Genomic DNA, 18,890 nt, shown 5'->3' with positions numbered 1-18,890 from the left:
TTGTAAATTATCATTATTGTCGATTACCATACGGCCTAAGCCTAATATGATAACTCCCTGTCTTTTCTACTCAGGCTTTTTCTATCTCTTACATCACTTCAAAGAACTTACTCCGCCTCATTCGGCAGAATCGTCAGAAACCGGTTTTCAACCCCCTGTTTCCCTCTCGTTTTACTCTTACTCCTTTCCCGTTCCTTCCGAACAGGGTTGCAAAGGTAACCGAAACTTTCTACTTTTCAACAAGGCCTGAAAAAAATATTTTCTACCCCTCCAGAACCTCACTAATTCAACCGGGGTCAACCCCAATCATTAAGAATCCAGCCCCTTCCCTTTCAAATCTTCCACAGCTCCGTTTGAGCCGTTTGGGAGTGCAAATATCTCCCTTTTTTCTCCCTCAACAATACCTCGGAAAGAAAAAAACTCATTTTTCTCTTAACTGACTGAAAATGATCGAAAAAAAATTAATCCATAAAAAAGCCCTGAGAGGTCAAATCCCAGGGCTTTTGATTTAGAAAATTCCGAAAATTAGAGTTCCTTCAGTACAATATTTCGCCAATAAACTTTAATCCCTCCACCATCGTGAATTTGAAGCAAAACACCGCCCTTTCCTTCTCCAATTTTGGCATCTGAGAAATTAACCATCTCTACCCCGTTCACATAAGATGTGACGTTATCACCTTTTACAACGATTCTCATTTTGTTCCACTCGCCAAATTTCAAGGCTTTATCTTTTTCCGGATCAGGTTTAATCAACCAACCTCTTCCATATGATTCATAAATTCCTCCGGTATCATTTCCAGGAGGTGCCACCTCTACCTGCCAACCAGAGACTTTTGTGCCATCTACAGTTGACCTGATGAAAACGCCACTATTACCATTGGCTTCCTGCTTGAACTCCAATTCAATTTCAAAGTCATCGTAATTTTCTTTGGTGCCTAAATACCCATATCCTTTATCCGGACCACTTTCGGAAATTAATAATCCATCCTCTACATACCACTTTTCGGTACCATAGACTACCCAACCCGTCAAGTCTTTTCCGTTGAATAGCTTTTTCTTCTTTTGTGCAAAGGTTACCTGAGCTACCAAAAGCAACAACCCAACAATAATTATCTTTTTCATAGAGGTCTTATTTTAATGTTTTTGAACCAAACAGGATCCCCATGGTCCTGCAATGCAATCAAACCTTTTCGTGCAATCTTGTAATCCGGAAAGTCATTCCACTTGCCGGAATTTCTCCTTGCGGTCCAATCCTCAGAGTAGGGTATAAATTCTACCGTCTTTTTACCATTGAGCCAATAGCTTGCTCCCGCTTCTGAGAAAATGATTTTGGACACATTCCATTCTCCGGCTGGCTTTACCACCCCTTCGTAGTCCGGCTCATACATGGCATAATCCCCTGCAAGTGACTGCCACTTTTCCAAAGGCTGTGCAAATCCCAACTGATCGATCACCTGATATTCCGGTCCAGTATAATAAGGCGCCTTATATTTTGGATCTTCCACCACGTGGTAGAAAACTCCACTGTTTCCACCCGGAGAAATTTTCCAGGTAAATTCCATTTCAAATTCTTCGAATTCCATTGGGCCAAAGACGATGTCTCCACCGAAATCTGCACCACCTGTAGCACCAAGTCCTTTCATCGCACCATCTTCAATGATCCAGTTGGATGGCAAAGTGTCTCCGTTGAAGGCTCTCCACCCGTCCATTGATGTCCCGTCGAAGAGGAGCATCCAGCCGGAAGCTTTTTCTTCTTCGCTGAGGGAATTGTCTGGAACAATCACTGGTGCCTCAGCCACCTCTGTTGTTTCTTCTGTAGCTTTTGGTCCACAGGCCCATGCTAAGGCGATCAATGCCGCCCAGGCTATTCTGCTTTTTTTCATATGATTATAATTTGATTTTTAAAGGCCACATGGGATTTATATCAATTTCATGTTTACCGGATCCCATTTGATAAACTTATCCTGGAAGTAGCTGTCATTACAGAGTAATGCCGGTGCTGCAGCTCTAAATCCAAAAATCGGATCCTCTTCGACTGATCCCCCTGTTCTGATTGCCTTGAACCATTTGCCAAAGTGATCATAATGAGCACCTTTCCAAGATCTTTCTGCAGTATAAGAGGTTTCTCGAGGAGGAAGAATCTTTGCTCTTTCTTCTTCGCCTGAGGCTGCCCTCAACTTCGCCTGCTCTTTCATAAACGGATCATCGCTTTCTGCATTGCTATTCAACTTCACCACGACTTCCTCCCACTTCACATCCATTGAACCCTTGGTTCCTACGATTCTCAGGTAGGTGGTTCCGCTTGTTCCATCCACGAAGTTACATCTTAAAGATAGGTTGAAGCCCCGGTGCTCGGGAGTCTCAGGATAATCAAAACTACCCAAAAGCACGTCAGGAACTTCCCGACCGTCTTTCCAATATCTCAATCCTCCCAAAGAAGCAATTTTACTTGGTCCTTTTGAATTGGTGATAAAGTGTAAGCTGGTAAAGAGGTGAACGAACAAATCTCCCGACATTCCAGTACCATAGTCCAAGTAATTTCTCCAGCGGAAAAACCGCAAGGGATCCCAATCCCGCTGGGTAGTATTGGAAATATACCGCTTCCAATCTACTGTCTTTTCATTTCCATCTGCAGGCACATTGTATTGCCAAGCCCCTTCGGGGGACATTCTTGCCCAAAAACCCTCAGCATAGACAATATCACCGATTACGCCGGCTGCCAACAATTCTTTGGCTTTCTCATTTCCCAAAGAAGAAATTCCCTGAGAACCGACGACCATTACCTTACCGGATTTTCTCCAAGCATCGATGACCTCTTGGCCTTCTTTCACAGAATGAACCATCGGCTTTTCGCAATACACGTGCTTCCCGGCATTCAAGGCGTCAATTGAAATCTGCTTGTGCCAGGAGTCTGGCGTCCCGATGATCACCGCATCCACATCAGATCGTTTCAGGATTTCCTTATGGTCTTTGGTGAGAAAAAGATGATCCCCCCACTTTTGCTTTGCGGACTGCAATCGACCATCATACAAGTCACAAACTGCGACTAGGGAAACATTCGCATGGCGCAAAGCTGTGTTTGTATCCTCAGTACCCATAATACCTGCTCCGATCAGGGCTAGTCTAATGGGCTGGTCCGCCACAAAAGAATCTTCTCTGCTGATGTATTCCTTATGAATTGAGTTGGCTTCCGCCATAATGGATGGAGCCAGCGCTGCCACACCCGTAGAAAGCCCGAGCTTTTTTAGAAAACTCCTTCGGTTATCTTTCATCGTTTGGAAATTAGGTTTAATGTTAGGGCTCAAAAGTTAATTGAATTTTTTAAAAAAGTCCCCTGGAGAAAGTTTAATTTTTACAAACGGAAATCGAATTCCGGATTTAGCTTTGCTTATAATCTTTTGAAATAGCGGGAAGATTGAAGCAACCGGCTCCCATACCAAGAAAATAGCTCTCCATCAGCCAGAATCAGTTTGGTCTTAGGCAAAAGGTTTTGGAAGAAAGCGATGTGTTTTTCCTTGAAAGGAAAAGGTTCTGAACTCAGAAGTAAAAAATCCGGTGAAAGACTGATCAATTGGTCCTCGGAAAGTGCAGGATACCGGGCCGATTGAATCAGGTTTTCAAATCCTGCCTTACGCAGCATGGAGTCAATAAAGGTGTTTTTGCCTGCTGCCAAAAGAGGATTTTCCCAAATCAAATAGACACAATTCCCTTTAAAGGAAATTTTCTCGGAAAAGGAATTCTGAATTTCCCGGACGAGTTGCTCCGCCTTGGAGGAAGTTCCGGTCAAAATCCCCACATCCGAAATCATCCTCAATGAATCATCCAGCTTGTAGATATCACTCATCCAAACGGGATAGATCGAAGCAAGCCTTTCGATTCCCTCTCGATCATTTTCCTCCTTATTCCCTATAATCAGATCTGGCTTGAGAGCTTCGATCACTTCAAAACGGTAATTTTTGGTACCTCCAACAATGGTTTTTCTTTTTTTCAAATCATGGGGATGTACGCAAAACTTGGTGATTCCGACGATTTTCTCTTCCAACCCCAAATCCACCAACAACTCCGTTTGAGAGGGAACCAGAGAAATGATCCGCTCGGGAGGTTTGGGAAGAAAAATGGTACGGTTTAGATGATCTGTGAATTCCATTCTGGAAAACGGTCCACAGTCTACTGTCCACAGCTATCGACCGTGGACTGTGGACAGTTGACTTATTTTATATACCTAAAATCAAAGCTTGGATCAAAATCCGTCAAAAATTCATACATCAGATTGATCACTTGCTCAATGTCATCTTTGCTTGCGGTCTCTACCGTAGTGTGCATGTATTTCAGAGGAAGTGAAATCAAAGCAGAAGGCACTCCATCATTGGAATAAGCAAATGCGTCAGTGTCTGTCCCGGTACTTCTCGAGGCAGCTGCCCGCTGAAAGGGAATCTCTCTTTTTCTGGCTGTATCGATGATCAAGTCCAACAGTTTTTTGTGAACCGAAGCACCGTATGTCAAAACCGGCCCTTTTCCGGCTGTCTGATCTCCGCTGCTAATCTTACTATATAGAGGAGCAGTGGTATCGTGGCAGACATCAGTGATGATGGCCATGTTTGGTTTGATGTTATTGGCAATCATTTCGGCTCCACGCAGTCCGATTTCTTCCTGGACCGCATTGACCACGTATAATCCAAATGGAAGTTTTTTCCCAGATTCTTTGATTTTTCTTGCCACCTGCGCAATCATATAGCCTCCGATACGATTGTCCAAAGCACGTCCGGACCAGAATTTCCCATTCAACTCGATCAATTCATCTTTAAAAGTAATCACGCATCCCACGTGAATCCCCATTTCCTCCACTTCAGCTTTGGATCTGGCTCCCACATCGATAAAGATATTGTCCAAAGTTGGAGCGTCTTCTTTTCCTTCTTTTCGTACGTGTATAGCCGGCCATCCGAAAACTCCCGGGATGACTCCTTTATCGGTGTGGATATTCACCCTCATGGATGGGGCAATCATATGGTCAGATCCGCCATTGCGGCGCACATAGATGTACCCATCGTCCTTGATGTAATTGACAAACCAGCTGATCTCATCGGCGTGGGCCTCTATGACGACTTTATAGGGTGCTTCGGGGTTGATAACTCCGACAGCTGTCCCGTAATTATCCGTGAAATAGGTATCAACAAAAGGCTTGATGTAATCCAGCCAGATCTGCTGGCCTGAAGCCTCGAAGCCCGTTGGTGAGGCGTTGTTTAGGTACTTGTGCAAAAAGGTATTCGATTCCATTCAAATTAGTTATTTGAGATTTAAGACTTGAGATTAATCAAAGCGGAATATTCCCATGCTTCTTTCTGGGCAACTTATCCACCTTGTTTTCCAGCATTTTGAAGGCTTTGATGAGTTTGATTCGGGTTTCTGAAGGAAGGATAACTTCATCGATGAAGCCACGGTGGGCCGCGCGATACGGATTGGCAAACTTGGAGGTGTATTCATCCACTTTTTCCTGAAGTTTAGTTTCGGGATTTTCAGCTTCGGCGATTTCTTTTTTGAAAATAATCTCTGCCGCCCCTTTTGCACCCATTACCGCAATCTCCGCAGTTGGCCAAGCATAATTCATATCAGCTCCGATGTGCTTGGAGTTCATTACGTCATAGGCACCACCGTAGGCCTTTCGGGTAATCACGGTGATCCGTGGAACCGTAGCCTCTGAAAATGCATAGAGCAACTTAGCTCCATTGGTGATGATCCCATTCCATTCTTGGTCAGTACCAGGCAAGAATCCCGGTACGTCCACTAAAACCAACAAGGGAACATTGAAACTGTCACAGAAACGCACAAATCTTGCTGCTTTGACTGAGGCATGAATATCCAAGACCCCCGCCATGGATTGAGGCTGATTTCCGACGATCCCGATGCTTCTTCCCGCAATTCGGGCAAATCCAACCACGATATTATCGGCATAGTTTTCATGGACTTCCAGAAAGGATTCCTCATCCACAATCCCTCGGATCACGTCGCGCATGTCGTAGGGCTGATTGGGATTTTCAGGAATTAAAGTATCCAGCACTTTTCGGCTTTCGTCCTTTTTCAATTCATAGGGATAAACCGGGGCGGCATCTTCACAATTCTGCGGAATGTAGCTCAGCAGTCTCTTGATGTGGCGGATCGCCTCGAGTTCATTTGCACAGGCAAAGTGCGTCACTCCTGACTTGGTGCTATGGGTAGATGCACCGCCCAATTCTTCCGCAGTCACTGTTTCCTGAGTCACGGTCTTTACCACATTTGGCCCGGTGACAAACATGTAAGAGGTATTCTCTACCATCAGGATAAAATCTGTAATCGCCGGAGAATAAACCGCACCTCCTGCGCAGGGCCCCATGATCGCAGAGATCTGGGGAATTACACCGGAAGCCAGTGTGTTTCGGTAAAAAATATCAGCATAGCCACCCAGCGAGTTGACCCCTTCCTGGATTCTGGCTCCACCGGAGTCATTCAGTCCGATTACCGGGGCGCCGTTTTTCATAGCCATATCCATGATTTTGCAGATTTTCTCCGCGTGAGTTTCAGAAAGTGAACCGCCGAAAACCGTAAAATCCTGAGAGAATACATAGACGAGGCGGCCGTTAATCTCCCCATATCCAGTCACCACTCCATCTCCTAGGTAATGCTCCTTATCCAATCCAAAATCCTTGGATCGGTGCATGACAAACTTGTCAATCTCCTCAAAGGTCCCTTCATCCATTAGTAAGTCGATCCGCTCTCTGGCTGACAGCTTGCCTTTTTTGTGCTGCGCGTCGATACGGGATTTACCTCCACCTTGAAGGGCCTCTTCATTTTTCTTTTTTAAAATCTCCAGTTTTTCGGCGTTGCCGGGCAAAGTATAAATGGGTTTATGCAGCTCTGACATTTCAGTTTTTTTAATGGACCAAAGATAGTCCCTCAGTTGAATTGGAAAATTGAAAGTTGGCAAATTTGCCAGAATGATTGAACCATAATGCTCAGCAATTTACAAAGCCTTGTCTCTCACAAATCTTACTTTTTACAAATCAAAAACTTTCTATATTCGCCCATCCAAAATTTGGCAGCATTATGAGTACCAGAAAGGCCGCGGTGATTGACATGGGAACCAATACATTTCATTTGTTATTGGTGGAATTAAACGGAGTAGGATTTAAGACAATCTACAAAGAAAAGATTCCGGTAAAGATCGGACAGGGAGGAATCAGCCAAAACCAAATCGCTCCGGACGCCCAAAAAAGGGCTTTTCATACCTTAAAACACTTCAAAAATCTGATTGATGGCGAGCACATCGATCAGATTTTTGCTTTTGCAACCAGCGCAGTCCGAAATGCAGAAAACGGGCCTGAGTTTGTCCAAAAAGTCAAAGAGGACATCGGAATCCACATTAACGTGATCTCCGGAGAAGAAGAAGCCCAACTCATCTATGAAGGGATCAACCTTTCCGGCTCGCTCAATGGTCATGTCAACTTGATGATGGATATCGGAGGTGGATCAGTGGAATTCATCATCGGCACTTCCCAGGAAGTGTTGTGGAAGAGAAGTTTTGAAATCGGAGGTCAGCGCTTGTTGGATGCCTTTCACTACCACGACCCGATCTTACCTGATGAGGTAGCAAAGCTGGAGGCCTATTGCGAAGAAAAACTTCAACCCCTGATTGAGGCAATTCAGAAATATGAGCCAACCGGATTGGTGGGTGCTTCCGGCACTTTTGATACCCTGACGGATATTTATTACGAATCCATGCTCCAATGCAAACTAACGGGACAGCATGTATTTGAGCTTCCCCGGGTGGAATTTGAGCGGATTTTTGAAATGCTGAAAAGCAAAAACCGGGAGGAGCGTCTAAAAATTCCGGGTATGATCGCCATGCGGGTGGACATGATCGTTGTGGCGAGTTGCCTGATCGAATTTATCCTGCGCTATGTTCCGGTGGAAGAAATCGTCTGCTCCTTTTATTCCTTAAAAGAAGGAGCCGTTTCCCGATTGCTTGCAGGAAAAGTGGCCGTTTAAGTTTTTCCGCCACCAAGGCACAAAGACGCAAAAGCCGTTAAGTACGTTCAGCTTCTTTATCAAATCTATTCTAAGAATCATCTCTCCATCTGTGGCTTAACAGCCTATATTTGGGAAAGTGAAATCATCCTATCCATGCAAACTTTCGCCTACGACCACCTTTACCGCTTCACCTACGACATGCTGATTCAAATCGGCTGCCCTGAGGCCGATGCCAAAATCGGGACCGAAGTGCTTCTTTCGGCAGACTTGCGAGGAGTGGACAGTCATGGGGTAGCCAGGCTGTCGGGTTATGTGAGACTATGGGAAAAAGGAAGAATCAACGCCACTCCCAATGTCCGCGTCACTTACGAAACCCCTTCCACAGCCGTTGTAGATGGAGATGGAGGTTTGGGATTGGTGGTGGCACCTTTCGCCATGAAAGTGGCTATCGAAAAAGCCAAAAATGTAGGAACAGGCTGGGTTTCGGTTAAAAACTCCAACCACTACGGCATCGCAGGCTACCATGCCATGATGGCCTTGGAGCATGACATGATCGGAATTTCCCTCACCAATGCAAGCCCGCTGGTAGCGCCGACTTTTTCCAAAGAAAGACTTCTGGGTACCAATCCCATCTCGGTAGCCATTCCTGCCAAAGACCAGCCCCCATTCGTAGCCGACATGGCCACTACCACGGCTGCCAATGGCAAACTCGAAATTCTTCAGCGAAAAGGATTGGACACTCCAACCGGCTGGGTGCAGGACAAAGACGGCAGCCCAACTACCTCTGCCAATGGAGTAAAGGACGGCGGTGCCCTGCTTCCTCTCGGTGGAGATCGGGAGCACGGATCGCACAAAGGTTACGCACTTGGTGCCATTGTAGACATTTTCTCAGCGGTACTTTCAGGTGCGAATTATGGGCCTTGGGTTCCACCGTTTGTAGCTTTCCTAGATCCCTTGCCAAACTTGGTGGGCGAAGGAATCGGTCACTTTTTTGGAGCGATGCGGGTGGATGCATTTCGTCCAGCAGACGAATTCAAATCCCACATGGACAACTGGATCACCCGATTCCGATCTGCTACCCCAACTCCAGGAAATGAAAAAGTACTCATCCCTGGTGACCCGGAGCGTGAACTGGAATCTATCCGCAGAACGGAGGGAATTCCATTGCTTGATCCGGTGGTGAAGGATTTGACTCAGCTGGGCGAGCGGTTTGGGGTGAAGTTCTAGAAAACTCCTATCTCCAACTACCCCCTTTACTTTTCCGAATCCAATTATTTCCCTATGGGTACCTGGATTTGTTGGACACCTGATACTTTTTAAACTCTGACCTCCCATCCCAACCTGATTTGCATCTGTCGGGCCTTTTTGTAAATTGTTGATCAACATGACTCTTTAACCCAAAAACCTATGAATCAACTCAACAGACGTGATTTTCTCAAAGGATCGACGGCGATGATGACCCTGGCCAGCTTTGGCCTGTTTGGCATGGACTTCAAAGATCAGGAAGGTCCGCTCAAAGTTGCCTTGATTGGCACGGGTTGGTACGGTAAATCCGACCTTTTCCGACTGATCCAAGTGGCCGATGTGGAAGTGGTGGCCCTTTGTGATGTGGACAAAAAGCTCCTCACCGCCGCCGGAGAACTCGTCTCCCAGCGCCAAAAATCGAAGAAAGTCCCTGAGCTTTTTGAAGACTACCGCGAACTGCTCAAAAAACACAAATGCGACCTCGTTCTCATTGGCTCGCCGGATCACTGGCATGCACTTCAGGCGATCGAGGCCCTCAAGTCGGGTGCCCATGTCTATTTGCAAAAACCCATTTCAGTCGACGTGATCGAAGGAGAAGCCATCCTCGCAGCAGCCAGAAAATATAACCGCAAGTGCCAAATCGGAACCCAGCGAAAAAGCACCCCACACCTGATCGATGCCAAAAAGCAGATCATTGATACCGGAAAGCTAGGAAAAATCAGTCATGCAGAGGTATGCTGCTATTTCCACATGCGCGCCAATGGCAACCCTCCAGTAGAGCCCGTACCGGATTTCCTGAATTATGAGATGTGGACAGGTCCAGCGCCGATGAGACCATATGATGGGCTACCTCATATCCGCTGGTGGAGAACGTTTATGGAATATGGTAACGGCATCACCGGAGACATGTGTGTCCACATGCTGGATACCGTTCGCTGGATGCTGAAGTTGGGCTGGCCGACTCAGATCACTTCCACTGGCGGGATTTATGTGCAAAAAGAAGGAAAGTCCAATATTGCCGATACCCAAACCGCCATCTTCGAATTCCCTGAACTAAACGTGGTCTGGCAACATCGCACCTGGGGCAATCCGGTGGATCCTGAATATCCTTGGGCCTTCAAGATTTATGGTGAAAAAGGAATGCTTGCCGGAAGCACCATGCAAGCAGACTATATCCCTTACGATTCCAAAGAAGAAAAAATCCACTTCGACTGCTTGTTTGAGCGGGAGCAATATCCTGAAGATGTAACCGAGGACCGAATCGAACTCAATGCAGCTCCAGCTACACGTCTTCACATGAAAAACTGGCTCGAGTCCATCGACAAAGACACCCTTCCGATCGCAGATGTGGAGCAGGGGCATATTTCCACTGCGGCTTGTATCCTGGCTAATATCTCCATGGAACTCGGAGGACGTGCACTTCGCTATGACCCCAAAACCATGACCGTGCTCAATGATCCAGAGGCCACCGCCAAACTCCGAAGACCTTACCGAGGTCCATGGGTGCATCCGGAGCCGAGTACAGTATAAATTAAGAGACTAAGAGATAAATCCCGGACATGAATGTGTTCGGGATTTTTTTTGAAATCCAGACCTGCCAGGTTTTGAAAAATCAGAAAGTCTAACTATTGATTTTCAATTACTTAAAAAAGGAAAAATTTTACTACTAAAAATCAGAGTTGAATTCTGGTTTAATCTTTTTTAACGCTAAATCGAGCTTCCGACTTGGCAAATGCAAACTCCGCTCATAAGGCCTCAGCCGCAAACCAGACTTTCCCCTTCCCTCAAAATATCCAATCAAGCTATCCAGTTCATCAAGATTAGCAGCCTCGATTCGGACTTTTGCCAGCCCATCACGAATCATATCGATTTCTCCAGCTGCAGCCCATGAAATATCAATGTCCCGTTTGGAATAACTGGGTAGCCGGTCATTGATCCTGACCAAAACCGACAAGTCATTTTTCCTGTTGGTCACCCGGACCCAAGTTCCAAAAGGCAGATTCTTGTGCGCTGCCGTCATGCTGTCCAAGTGAAAAATCTCCCCACTGGAAGTTCGTCTGCCCTGGAATTTCTTCCCGTAGTAACTTGCTGTCCCCTCCTGAATCAACAGTGAATCCACCTGGGCATGGGCAGCCACACCCATCATCCAGAAAAAAAAGACGAAAATCAGCCGGTAAAACACCCTTGAATCTAGCATATCCGCCTTGCTTTTCAATAAAAATGCCAATTCATGACAGGACGCCAATCTTCTCTTGGAGAAAGTTACCCCTTGGACTATCTTAGTACATATTGTTTAGTCAATCCCAAAGCCTGAATTTTTTGAGACTTCCGATTGAATGGTACTCCTCAAACTGATTCGTTGCTGGCGTGGACTGCTGACCGTAGACTGTTGACCAAAGAAATGCTGAAAATCCTCCACACCGCCGACTGGCACTTGGGCAAGCGACTCCAAGAATACTCCCGCCTTGAGGAACAAAGACTTGTTCTGGACGAAATCTGCCAGATCGCAGATCGGGAAAGTGTCGATCTTATTGTCTTGGCAGGGGACATTTTCGACAGCTTCAATCCAGCGCACGAAGCCGTGGAATTGCTCTACAAAACACTCCGAAAACTGTCTGATTACGGCAAGAGGCCCATCATTGCCATTTCGGGAAATCACGACAGCACCCAGTTTGTCGAGGCACCGGATCCATTGGCCAGGGAGTTGGGAATTATCTTTTACAGTCGCTTCGACAGTGTGATTCCACTTGGGAAACTGGACTCCGGCGTGGAAATCACCCGCTCGGAAAGCGGTTTTGTGGAGCTCAAACTTCCTCAACATGAATTTCCTACCCGAATCCTGCTGGCTCCTTATGCAAACGAAGTATCACTGAGAATCCATTTGGGTGAAGAAGATCGGGAAGGAGAATTCCGTTCCGTGTTATCCAACAAATGGCAGGAACTAGCGGACAAATACTGTGATGATTTGGGCGTCAATCTATTTGTCGGCCACTTTTTCTTTACCCGCGAGGGTGAACAACCGGAAGTAGAACCAGAATCGGAGCGCCCAATCCTGCATGTAGGTGGCACGCAGGCGCTTTTCACCAAAAACATCCCCAGTCAAATCCAATACGCCGCATTGGGACATTTGCACCGATACCATGCTGTTAGCCATGACACCGTTCCGGTGGTGTATTCCAGTTCCCCTTTGGCCTATTCCTTCAGCGAAGCCGATCAGGAAAAGAAAGTCGTCCTAATCGAAGCCCAACCCGGCAAACCAGTAGCTTACAAGCCCATTGGACTGAAGCAGGGCCGCCCACTCTACCGGGTCAAATTTGATCAACTGGACAAAACACTGCAATGGCTGGAAGAAAACCCCAATTGTTTTGTAGAGATCACCTACGAAACCGAGCAGTCCATTGACGCCTCCACCCGAAAGGCGATTATGAAAGCCCACGACGGGATAGTCAACCTGATTCCCCAGCTCAAAAATCCCCTTGGTCAGGAATCCTTCCAACTTCATGTGGATGACCTGAGCAAAGACGTCGAGAGTCTTTTTCGGATGTTTTACCAAAGTGAAAAAGGCCAGGAACCCAATCCGGAAATCCTTTCCCTTTTCAAAGAAATCATCAGCCAAAACGATCCCGTATGATCCCTGTACGACTGGAAATCGAAGGACTATACTCCTATCGCGAAAAGCAAACCGTGGAATTTGAAAAACTGACGGCAGCTGGCTTATTCGGCATTTTTGGTGCGGTGGGTAGTGGCAAATCCTCCATTTTGGAAGGAATCCTCCTGGCACTTTACGGCAGTACCGAGCGCTTGGCCGCTACAGGTGAGCGCTCCAGCATGGTTAATTTGCAGAGTGATCACATCCTGATCAACTTTACTTTCCGTGCCGGAAAAAACAACTCCAGCACCTATCTGGCCCGCTATTCTGCCAAACGAAACAAAAAGGATCCGGAGAAAATCGATACCGGCGAACATACTTTTTATGCCTGGAAAAATGAAAACTGGGAGGCTATACCACAGAATGCCGAGCAGCTGATCGGCATGAAAAAGGAACATTTCAAGCAGACCGTGATCATTCCCCAGGGCAAATTCCGGGAGTTTATCGACCTAACCCCAGGACCTCGGGCGGAGATGATGCAGCAGTTGTTTGGGCTGGAGCGCTTTGATCTTTCAGTCAAAACAGGAAGTCTGCTCAAAGCCACAAGAGAGGAAAAAATCCGATTGGAGACCCAGCTGAATGGACTTTTGGATATCTCTGAAGCCGGCCTACAGGACCGGAAGTTCCAATTCTCGGAATTAAAAAGGAAAAGTGATGAGGCAAGTCAAAAGCTGAAAAAAACCGAAGCGGATTTTCGGCAGATGGAACTGATCCAGAAGTCCCATCTACAGTTGCAAGAGCAAAGACTGGTCTTATCGGAATTGGAAAACCGGAAACCGGAAATCGAGGAAAAAAGACAGCTTTACAGGGAATTTATCACCGCCAAAACCTACCTCAGGCCAGTTTGGGATAGGCTTATCGATGCTAAAAAAGATCTCGAAAAGAACCAAAGAAGCGTCATTGACTGCAGCCGATTCAAAATCCGGTTTGAAGAGGAGGTGGAATTGCTGGAAAAAGAAGAAGAAAAATTAAAAGAAAAAAACGACGAACGACCCGCACGGGAGGCCAAAATCCGGGACCTTAAGAAAGTCATCGAAATCCAGCTGTTGGATAGCCAACTTGCCGAATCAGTCAGCATTCTTGATACAGCCAAACTGGAGATTGACTCTAAAAAAGCAGCTCTCAAAACACTGGAAAAGCAAATCTCCTTCCTTGAGGAGCGACTTGAGGCTGCGGGAAGCCCAGACACCAACTTACTTTCCGAATTGAAAAGTGCTGCACGTGATCTTGGGCTTTGGAACACTAAAATAACCGATCTTAAACTGATCCAAAACCAGTTTCAGCAAGAGGAAAAATCAGTCTCGGCACAGCTTGAGAAAATCCTTCTGGAAATTCCTTCAGGGGAAAAATCCTTGGAGTCCTGGTCCAAATCCCAAAAAAGCCGGATCGAAAATCTGGAATCAGAACGGGAAAAAATCCTGAGAAAGCAGGGATTGAATGCCCATGCGCACCTCTTGGAGTCAGGAAAGCCCTGTCCACTCTGCGGCTCAGCCCATCACCCAAGTCCCATTCATGCCGAAGCCGAGGAAAAGCAAATCCGGGAAAAAGAACTGGAAATAAACAGAGAAAAAGATAAACGGGAAGTCATCCTATCCCTCATCCAAAAGAACAGCGAACTCGGCATCTATTTGGAAAATCACAAAAGAAATACGAAAGAAAAAGCAGCGGAAATCCTCAATTACGAAGCCTTACTTGGCTCCCTCACTTTGAGACTGAAGGAGTTGGGACTGGCAGATCCAAACCAACTCGAAACGGAGATCAAGTCCCTGAGCGAAGCCGGTGAAACCCGGGAAAAACTGCTCAAAGAGATACAGAATACCCGAAAATCCTGGCAATCCGAGCGGGAAGTACTGGACAAAAAAGAAAAGGAATTCCAGCAGTCACAGCTTAGAAATCAGAGTCTGCTTTCCCAAATCGCAAGCAAAAAAGAAGAAATAAAGGATCCAACTTTCTGCAAACCCTACATTTCAAAGAAGAAATCTGAAATCGAATCTGATATTCTGACAGTAGAAAACCATATCAAAAAAGCTCAGGAAGAACTTTTAGGCAAGCAAAAACACCTGCAGGAAAAACGAAGGGAGCAGATAAAAAACCTATCCGATCTGGAAAACTTCCAGAACCGAGTGAAGGAATTGGAAATAAACTTAGCTGCGTATTCTGCTGATTTTGAAAGGCTCAAAATCGAATACGGATTTACCGATGAGGAGGCATTGATCCGGATATTCCACTACTCGATTGATGCCGAAAAAGTCGATCTGGAGATCCGGCAGTACGACCAAAAAGTTTCCACCACGCTTTCTCGGATAGGAGAATTAAGATCAGAAGCCGGAGTGGAGACATTCTTGGAGGAAAACTTTATAAGACTCAAGGACGAACTTCAATTGCTCAGATCCTATGCTTTGGAAATTCAGGAAGCCTATATTTTACTTCAGGAAGACATCAAAACCTTCTCCCAAAAATTAGCTGAAAAGACGGTTTTACTTAAGGCCTTTGCTCAAACCGAAAGCCGGGAAGGCAATCTCCGCGAGCTCGACAGACTTTTCCAGGGTAAGGGTTTTGTAAAGTATGTCAGTTCCATTTACCTCCGCGAGCTCTGCAATACCGCCAACCTGCGCTTTATGAAACTAACCAAAAATAGCCTGAGCCTGGAAATAGACGAGGACAATACCTTTTGGGTGGTGGATTACCTAAACGGTGGAAAAAAGCGCCTGCTTAAAACCCTCTCCGGAGGTCAGACCTTTCAGGCTTCGCTTTGTTTGGCCTTGGCCTTGGCGGAAAAAGTCAAAGCACTCAATCAGGCTGATCAGAGTTTCTTTTTCCTTGACGAGGGCTTCGGCGCCTTGGACAGAAATGCATTAAGGGTAGTCTTCGAAACACTAAAATCACTGCGCCACGAAAACCGAATTGTCGGCATCATCAGCCACGTGGAAGAATTGCAGCAGGAAATCGGAGTATATGCCCAGATCGAACTTGATCCGGAGAAGGGGTCCCAAATCCGGTATTCTTACTAGAGGAAATTTGCCAGTAAACCTATCATGGTTCATATCTGGAAAATTAGGCCTATCCGAATGAAGTCCTCAGAGGAATTTCAAATCATAAAAGACAAAAAAATACCCCGACAACCTGCCGGGGATTTTTCTAACCTAAATAGACCTTATAAGAAATCGAACATGCCTCAAAAGAGACATAATGCGTTAGGGTCATAATTCAAGCGAGATTCCATATGTCCGATAAAGACAAACCCAAATCATATGAAAATCTTTTGGTTTACCCATTTTATCTCTTCGGCTCGGATCGTGTGATCCGGGTCGTCAAATAGCTTAACTGTAACCTCTGCTCCCATTTTTCTCAGGAGCTCAGCTGATTCATTAATTCTTTTTGCCGGGACGTGAAAGTCCCGATCACTGCTACCGATGAAAATGGAAGTACCCTCAAAATCACCTGAATAATTTTCAGGTTTGAGTTTCTCTCCGATCAGCCCACCGGTAAAGGCCACCACTCCTCCCAACCTTTTCGCATGTCGCGCTGCAAACTCCAAGCTCAAACAAGCGCCTTGAGAAAATCCAAGTAGATAGATGTTTTCAGGTGCTATTCCTGCGCCAGTTACTTCTTCAACTATTTCTTCAATTTTCCTTAAAGACGATTCCAACGCAACAAAGTTGCCTTCATCTGAGGCCATAAAACCAAACGGATACCAGGTATTTCCGTTCGCCTGAGGCGCCAAAATTGCATAATCGGTCAGATTGAGATGGGGAACCAGCGAAAGAATGCTTTCAGCGGTACCGCCACGCCCATGGATCATAACAATAACCTTTTTGGCTTGGTCAAGAGGTAGCCCTTTTCTTTTGATTTCAGACATAATCTTCAAACTTGAGTTTTACAGGAGTCAAGTTCCGCTCGATCTTCTCTCTGCTTGTCTCCGCCCAATCCGGTAGCTTAATCAACTCGCCCAAATGAGCTTCATCTTCATCAATGGCAAATCCAGGTTCATCTGTTGCTATCTCGAAAAGTACTCCTCCGGGCTCACGGAAGTAAATTGACTTGAAATAGTTTCTGTCTTTCACCTCGGTGACCATGTAGCCGTTTTGCATCAGAATTTCCTGAATGGCTAGTTGAGTCGTGGTGTTGGCAGTTCGGAAAGCGATGTGGTGAACAGTTCCTGCAGACTGCATCCCCCTGTTGGCTGTTTTATCCACCACTATGTCTACGATATCACCGGGTTTACCATTAGTTCCATATCGAAATCGCTCCCCTTCCTGTCCGATAAACTTATAATCCATGTGACGGGTCAGGAGATTTTCGGTCAGTTCCCTAGCTCGGAGGTTAAGCGTTGCTCCGTAAAATCCTCGAATCGAATGCACAGCCGGAATATGTCCGTAAGTCCACCCCGGACGATCATCCTGATCATTGGCCACCAGCTCAATGCCCATGCTGTCATGGTCTTCAAATCGGATCAGCCGCTCTCCAAACCTGGTCTGTATATCAGAAACAGCAATTCCGAATTTCCCCAATCGCTCCACCCAATAGTCAAGCGAATCTTTTCCGATGGAAAAAGCCGTGTAGGTCACCTCGCCAGTTCCTTTGGTCCCTCTTCGGGCCCCAGTAAAAGGAAAGGTTGTAAATACCGTGCCTGGCCTACCCAATTCATCGCCGAAGTAGAAGTGATAAACATCAGGAGCATCGAAGTTTATGGTCTTTTTCACCAGTCTCAACCCCAGGATCCCAGTGTAGAAATCGATGTTTTTCTGTGGATTTCCGGCAATCGCAGTGATGTGATGTATACCGGTGATTAAAGGTCTCATAGCGTTTAATTTAATTAAAAAAAGCTGCCAGGAGGCAGCTTTTAGGGATTAGGCTGTGGCCTCCGCCATTTCATTGACGACTTGCTTTACCAATTGTACGTTTAGAATCAGTCTTACCTGATCACTGACTACTACATTTCCAGCCTCGGTCATGGCTGACCAAGTCAAACCGAATTCTTTACGGCTGATTTTACCTTCCATTTCAAATCCAGCCTTAGTTTGTCCATAAGGATCACCAGTCACGCCGCCGAAATCTATGTCCAATTCCACCGCATGCTTGTTTCCTCTGATGGTCAAGTCACCGAGCAATTTATAGTCTCCTCCATTTTTGGATACTTTGCCGGAGAAAGAAAGTTTAGGATGATTTGCTGCATCAAAGAAATCCGCAGATTTCAAGTGACCGTCTCTGTCTGCCTGATTGGTGTCGATGCTGTCAATGTCAGCGGAAAATGCTACAGTAGCTCCTTCGAAATCATCTGAAGTGCTTTCTGCGCTGCCTTCAAACTTTCTGAAATAACCGGTTACGGTAGAAATCACCAAGTGCTTTACTTTGAAAGAAACCTCAGAGTGAGTAGGGTCGATAATCCATTTTGTGGTGCTCATAATTTATTGTGTTTTAGTTTAGTGTTTGATTTGTTTTAACATTATTTGTATAGACATCTATTCAATTAAATTTTTTTATCCCCTAAGCTTATCCAGCAAGTCATTAAGAAGGATAGCTTCTGATTCGGTAAGGTTTACAAATTGCTTGTTACTTTCCTCGACCTGTACTTCCAGTTGTTTTAGCAATTCAAGGCCTTTTTCAGTGATCAAGACATCTACTTGCCGCCGGTCGCTGGGACATTCCTCCCGCTTTACCAAGTTTTTCATTTTCAGCTTTTCAACCAATCGTGAAGCATTTGACATCTTGTTAAGCATCCGATCCTGAATGGAAGAGACCGTTGTCGGAACTCCGTTTTGACCTCTAAGAATCCGAAGGACATTGTATTGTTCAGGGGATAGATCGTGAGGCTTGAAAAGCGAATGCTGTGCAGTCACCAGATAGCTTTGAGTAAAGAGGAGATTTACCACCGCTTTGTTGAAAGGATCTTTAAATTCCCGCTGCTGAATGGCGTCTTCTATCTTTCCCATTTTTATTTACATTTAATATTAATGTATATACATTTAAATCTACCAAAAGGTTTTCATTGATT

The 18,890-nt window shown here is 45.7% G+C and carries 16 protein-coding genes; 5 read left to right on the top strand and 11 right to left on the bottom strand.

Annotation, left to right across the window (positions count from 1 at the left end):
- Positions 1-525: 525 nt before the first annotated feature.
- The 6 genes from D0X99_RS04130 to D0X99_RS04105 all read right to left on the bottom strand — a co-directional run bounded on the left by D0X99_RS04130 (position 526) and on the right by D0X99_RS04105 (position 6,895).
- On the bottom strand, positions 526-1,122 hold the full coding sequence (locus D0X99_RS04130; protein ID WP_119476353.1) for a 3-keto-disaccharide hydrolase: 597 nt from the start codon (positions 1,120-1,122) through the stop codon (positions 526-528).
- Positions 1,119-1,883: a 3-keto-disaccharide hydrolase gene (locus D0X99_RS04125; RefSeq protein WP_119476352.1), complete on the bottom strand. Its 765-nt coding sequence runs from the start codon at positions 1,881-1,883 to the stop codon at positions 1,119-1,121. The genes D0X99_RS04130 and D0X99_RS04125 overlap by 4 nt, the downstream gene beginning before the upstream one ends.
- A gap of 36 nt (positions 1,884-1,919) precedes the next feature.
- Complete coding sequence (locus tag D0X99_RS04120) at positions 1,920-3,272, bottom strand: Gfo/Idh/MocA family protein (protein ID WP_119476351.1); 1,353 nt, start codon at positions 3,270-3,272, stop codon at positions 1,920-1,922.
- A gap of 116 nt (positions 3,273-3,388) precedes the next feature.
- Positions 3,389-4,147, bottom strand: coding sequence for an ABC transporter substrate-binding protein (locus D0X99_RS04115; protein ID WP_119476350.1), 759 nt, complete (start codon positions 4,145-4,147; stop codon positions 3,389-3,391).
- 62 nt (positions 4,148-4,209) lie between these two features.
- Positions 4,210-5,274 carry a M20/M25/M40 family metallo-hydrolase gene (locus D0X99_RS04110; protein WP_119476349.1) on the bottom strand — a complete coding sequence of 355 codons (1,065 nt, stop codon included), beginning with the start codon at positions 5,272-5,274 and terminating at the stop codon, positions 4,210-4,212.
- Between the two features lie 37 nt (positions 5,275-5,311).
- A complete protein-coding gene (locus D0X99_RS04105) occupies positions 5,312-6,895 on the bottom strand; it encodes an acyl-CoA carboxylase subunit beta (RefSeq protein WP_119476409.1) in 1,584 nt (527 codons plus the stop codon).
- Between the two features lie 182 nt (positions 6,896-7,077).
- On the opposite strand from D0X99_RS04105, the gene D0X99_RS04100 reads away from it, so the two are divergent.
- From D0X99_RS04100 to D0X99_RS04090, 3 genes are all read left to right on the top strand, one after another.
- Positions 7,078-8,019, top strand: a complete 942-nt coding sequence (locus D0X99_RS04100; protein WP_119476348.1) for a Ppx/GppA phosphatase family protein — start codon at positions 7,078-7,080, stop codon at positions 8,017-8,019.
- Positions 8,020-8,154: 135 nt separating this feature from the next.
- Positions 8,155-9,228, top strand: coding sequence for an Ldh family oxidoreductase (locus tag D0X99_RS04095; RefSeq protein ID WP_119476347.1), 1,074 nt, complete (start codon positions 8,155-8,157; stop codon positions 9,226-9,228).
- Positions 9,229-9,408: 180 nt separating this feature from the next.
- Positions 9,409-10,776: a Gfo/Idh/MocA family protein gene (locus D0X99_RS04090; RefSeq protein ID WP_119476346.1), complete on the top strand. Its 1,368-nt coding sequence runs from the start codon at positions 9,409-9,411 to the stop codon at positions 10,774-10,776.
- Between the two features lie 136 nt (positions 10,777-10,912).
- Here D0X99_RS04090 and D0X99_RS04085 read toward each other — a convergent pair whose 3' ends face one another.
- A complete protein-coding gene (locus D0X99_RS04085) occupies positions 10,913-11,443 on the bottom strand; it encodes a septal ring lytic transglycosylase RlpA family protein (protein WP_119476345.1) in 531 nt (176 codons plus the stop codon).
- Between the two features lie 204 nt (positions 11,444-11,647).
- Between D0X99_RS04085 and D0X99_RS04080 the strand changes: the two genes are divergently transcribed.
- Together D0X99_RS04080 and D0X99_RS04075 are read left to right on the top strand one after the other, a co-directional pair.
- Entirely contained in the window at positions 11,648-12,877 is a 1,230-nt protein-coding gene (locus D0X99_RS04080; protein ID WP_199707997.1) for a metallophosphoesterase family protein, read from the top strand.
- A complete protein-coding gene (locus D0X99_RS04075) occupies positions 12,874-15,906 on the top strand; it encodes an AAA family ATPase (protein WP_119476344.1) in 3,033 nt (1,010 codons plus the stop codon). Before D0X99_RS04080 ends, D0X99_RS04075 begins: the two co-directional genes overlap by 4 nt.
- A 236-nt stretch (positions 15,907-16,142) precedes the next feature.
- Here D0X99_RS04075 and D0X99_RS04070 read toward each other — a convergent pair whose 3' ends face one another.
- The 4 genes from D0X99_RS04070 to D0X99_RS04055 all read right to left on the bottom strand — a co-directional run bounded on the left by D0X99_RS04070 (position 16,143) and on the right by D0X99_RS04055 (position 18,828).
- Positions 16,143-16,754, bottom strand: a complete 612-nt coding sequence (locus tag D0X99_RS04070; RefSeq protein ID WP_119476343.1) for an alpha/beta hydrolase — start codon at positions 16,752-16,754, stop codon at positions 16,143-16,145.
- Complete coding sequence (locus D0X99_RS04065; protein WP_119476342.1) at positions 16,747-17,697, bottom strand: ring-cleaving dioxygenase; 951 nt, start codon at positions 17,695-17,697, stop codon at positions 16,747-16,749. Before D0X99_RS04065 ends, D0X99_RS04070 begins: the two co-directional genes overlap by 8 nt.
- Positions 17,698-17,745: 48 nt before the next feature.
- A complete protein-coding gene (locus D0X99_RS04060) occupies positions 17,746-18,300 on the bottom strand; it encodes a YceI family protein (RefSeq protein WP_119476341.1) in 555 nt (184 codons plus the stop codon).
- A 75-nt stretch (positions 18,301-18,375) separates the two neighbouring features.
- Entirely contained in the window at positions 18,376-18,828 is a 453-nt protein-coding gene (locus D0X99_RS04055; protein WP_119476340.1) for a MarR family winged helix-turn-helix transcriptional regulator, read from the bottom strand.
- Positions 18,829-18,890: the final 62 nt, after the last annotated feature.

It is taken from the genome of Algoriphagus lacus, from assembly GCF_003583985.1.
In the GTDB taxonomy this organism is placed as follows: Bacteria; Bacteroidota; Bacteroidia; order Cytophagales; family Cyclobacteriaceae; genus Algoriphagus; species Algoriphagus lacus.
The sequence above is the reverse complement of the archived record's forward strand: the minus strand, read 5'-3'. Positions and strand labels throughout refer to the sequence as shown.

Coding starts and splice junctions, on each gene's coding strand:
- D0X99_RS04130 (WP_119476353.1), bottom strand. CDS start 1,122: ATGAAAAAGATAATTATTGTTGGGTTGTTGCTTTTGGTAGCTCAGGTA.
- D0X99_RS04125 (WP_119476352.1), bottom strand. CDS start 1,883: ATGAAAAAAAGCAGAATAGCCTGGGCGGCATTGATCGCCTTAGCATGG.
- D0X99_RS04120 (WP_119476351.1), bottom strand. CDS start 3,272: ATGAAAGATAACCGAAGGAGTTTTCTAAAAAAGCTCGGGCTTTCTACG.
- D0X99_RS04115 (WP_119476350.1), bottom strand. CDS start 4,147: ATGGAATTCACAGATCATCTAAACCGTACCATTTTTCTTCCCAAACCT.
- D0X99_RS04110 (WP_119476349.1), bottom strand. CDS start 5,274: ATGGAATCGAATACCTTTTTGCACAAGTACCTAAACAACGCCTCACCA.
- D0X99_RS04105 (WP_119476409.1), bottom strand. CDS start 6,895: ATGTCAGAGCTGCATAAACCCATTTATACTTTGCCCGGCAACGCCGAA.
- D0X99_RS04100 (WP_119476348.1), top strand. CDS start 7,078: ATGAGTACCAGAAAGGCCGCGGTGATTGACATGGGAACCAATACATTT.
- D0X99_RS04095 (WP_119476347.1), top strand. CDS start 8,155: ATGCAAACTTTCGCCTACGACCACCTTTACCGCTTCACCTACGACATG.
- D0X99_RS04090 (WP_119476346.1), top strand. CDS start 9,409: ATGAATCAACTCAACAGACGTGATTTTCTCAAAGGATCGACGGCGATG.
- D0X99_RS04085 (WP_119476345.1), bottom strand. CDS start 11,443: ATGCTAGATTCAAGGGTGTTTTACCGGCTGATTTTCGTCTTTTTTTTC.
- D0X99_RS04080 (WP_199707997.1), top strand. CDS start 11,648: ATGCTGAAAATCCTCCACACCGCCGACTGGCACTTGGGCAAGCGACTC.
- D0X99_RS04075 (WP_119476344.1), top strand. CDS start 12,874: ATGATCCCTGTACGACTGGAAATCGAAGGACTATACTCCTATCGCGAA.
- D0X99_RS04070 (WP_119476343.1), bottom strand. CDS start 16,754: ATGTCTGAAATCAAAAGAAAAGGGCTACCTCTTGACCAAGCCAAAAAG.
- D0X99_RS04065 (WP_119476342.1), bottom strand. CDS start 17,697: ATGAGACCTTTAATCACCGGTATACATCACATCACTGCGATTGCCGGA.
- D0X99_RS04060 (WP_119476341.1), bottom strand. CDS start 18,300: ATGAGCACCACAAAATGGATTATCGACCCTACTCACTCTGAGGTTTCT.
- D0X99_RS04055 (WP_119476340.1), bottom strand. CDS start 18,828: ATGGGAAAGATAGAAGACGCCATTCAGCAGCGGGAATTTAAAGATCCT.